This window comes from Pirellulales bacterium (assembly GCA_035546535.1).
Classification (GTDB): domain Bacteria; phylum Planctomycetota; class Planctomycetia; order Pirellulales; family JACPPG01; genus JACPPG01.
In genome coordinates this window covers 1-2,136 of record DASZWQ010000169.1, presented here as the reverse complement: position 1 = coordinate 2,136, position 2,136 = coordinate 1, and the positions used below count along the sequence as shown (strand labels likewise).

Genomic DNA, 2,136 nt, shown 5'->3' with positions numbered 1-2,136 from the left:
ATCGCGTCGCCATCCATCGCCGCCAGCGGCCCCTCGGCAGCTTGGCCGTGGGCCGACCGCGGATCGGCGGAATGATCGTCCGCATGCGGTGTTCCTGACGAGCGTAAACATGAGCTGCCTCGCTGTCGAAAGCGGCATCGGCCAGAAGGGTGTCGACCGTCACGCGGTGAGCGGTTTGGCGGACCGCTGGCCGGAAGTAGGGCATATCCGATCCCGGCCCGCGGCCGGGCACCACAGCCAAGATGATATGGCTGGCACAGTCGCAGGCGATCACGGCATACGGATAGCGGGTGTAAGTCGTCGTCTGAAACGCGTTTTTCTGGCCCTTTTGGCGACGTTTTACGTAGTAGGCGCTGATATGACGCGTCTCAAATCCCGTGCCGTCGAGCGAAGCCAATTTCACACGCCGCTTGATTTTGCCCTTTTTCCTGGCCCGCTCGATGGTCACGTCCAACAATCGCCCGGCGCGGCCGGACTTCAACAGGCGAACGGCGGCTTTCTGGAAGGTCGTGTAGTGGGGAATGACACTCAATTCGACTGCCTCGGCCATCGTCGGCGAATCGATCAAAAAGGCCTGCAATTTACGATAATCCAGCCGCAAAAACTCCTTGAGCACCAAACAAGCGAACAACTGAGGCTGCGTAAACTTCTTGGGACTGCATCGATGCGAGTAAGTGCGCAACGTCCGCCGGCCTACCTCATAAGCTTCTTCCAGAACGCGCTGTGGTGATTTGCTGGTCCTCACATATAGATAGTTGCCGACACCCCAATGCTAGCAGACACATGCTAGCGCTACTCTTTGCTTACCTTTCTACAGAGCAGTTCTGACCCCTTTTTAGCCCCGAGTCATCCTTTGCTCCGCGAAAGGCGACAAACTAATACAAAAACCGCTCGAGCAAGCGGCGGCTTGCGCCGTCGAGCGCGCGAACGTCGCGAATCAGGTATCGCATCCGGTGCGTGTCGGTGATCGTGGCTTGCTGCCGTCCCAAACGCCGCACGTTCTCCTCGCTTTCGACAAGAAAAGTCGTCGTGCCGCGGTCGGTCTCCACCGTCCACTCCGTGGGCGACAGGCCGGAGGTGATGTGAACGATGCGCTGGATGACGGGAATAAAATCGCGGCGTGCCAGGTCGGCTTCGATCAGGCCGCGCACCGCGGCGGGAAGTTCTGCGAGATTTTCGCAAATGGCGAGTTCGGCGCCGCGGGCGTCGCAAATCGACACGTATTGCGTGGGATCGGTGATGGGAAAGGCTCGCACGGGCGTGACGCCTTCGTGCCGCCGTCCCTCCGCGTCGGTGAAGACGAGTTGCCCCCAGGCGTCTTGCGCCAGGTCGAAGGTTCCTTGCGCGAGCGATTGCGGCGCGTCGAACGGCAAATCGTAATGGTCGCTCATAGTTCGCCCGCCAGTTCGAGTTGGGCACGGTGCAGACGGGCGTAGGCCCCCTGCTGGGCAAGCAGGTCGTCGTGCTGCCCGATCTCCACGATCTTGCCGTGCTCGAGCACCACGATGCGATCGGCGCGGCGCAGCGTGCTCAGCCGGTGGGCGATGGCGATGGTCGTGCGCCCGCGAATCAAGTTGTCGAGCGCGAGCTGGATCTCCCGCTCGGTCTCGGTGTCGACGGCCGACGTGGCCTCGTCGAGGATCAGGATTTTCGGGTCGATCAGCAGCGCCCGCGCGATCGAAATACGCTGTCGCTCGCCTCCCGAGAGTTTCTGGCCGCGCTCGCCGACGATCGAGTCGTACCCGTCGGGCAGCCGCAGGATGAACTCGTGCGCGCGGGCCGCACGCGCGGCGGCGATAATCTCGGCGCGGCTGGCGTCGTGACGCCCGTAAGCGATGTTTTCGGCGATCGTGCCGTAAAACAGGAAGGGCTCCTGCAAAACGAGGCCGATGTGGCGGCGGTACTCTTCCAGGGCGAACGTGCGAATGTCCTGGCCGTCCACCAGCACCACCCCCTCGTTCACGTCGTAGAAGCGGCACACCAGGTTCACCAGCGTGCTCTTGCCCGAGCCGCTCGGACCGACCAGCCCGATCATCTCTCCCGGCCGAATCGCGAGCTGCACGTCCTGGAGCACCGGGCGGTTGCCATACTGGAAGCCGACGTGGCGAAGCTCGATCTCGCCTTCCAGGCGCCCCG

The 2,136-nt window shown here is 62.5% G+C and carries 3 protein-coding genes; all 3 read right to left on the bottom strand.

Annotation, left to right across the window (positions count from 1 at the left end):
- The coding region (locus VHD36_19935) for a transposase (protein HVU89610.1) at nucleotides 1–631 on the bottom strand (631 nt) is incomplete at its 3' end.
- Nucleotides 632–875: 244 nt separating this feature from the next.
- Entirely contained in the window at nucleotides 876–1,391 is a 516-nt protein-coding gene (locus VHD36_19930; GenBank protein HVU89609.1) for a DUF1854 domain-containing protein, read from the bottom strand.
- Nucleotides 1,388–2,136, bottom strand: a 749-nt coding sequence (locus tag VHD36_19925; GenBank protein ID HVU89608.1) for an ATP-binding cassette domain-containing protein, incomplete at its 5' end; no start/stop codon positions are given. The genes VHD36_19930 and VHD36_19925, both read right to left, overlap by 4 nt.

What these genes read in the sequence shown, in the direction of transcription:
- VHD36_19930 (HVU89609.1), bottom strand. Translation starts at nt 1,391, where the DNA reads ATGAGCGACCATTACGATTTGCCGTTCGACGCGCCGCAATCGCTCGCG.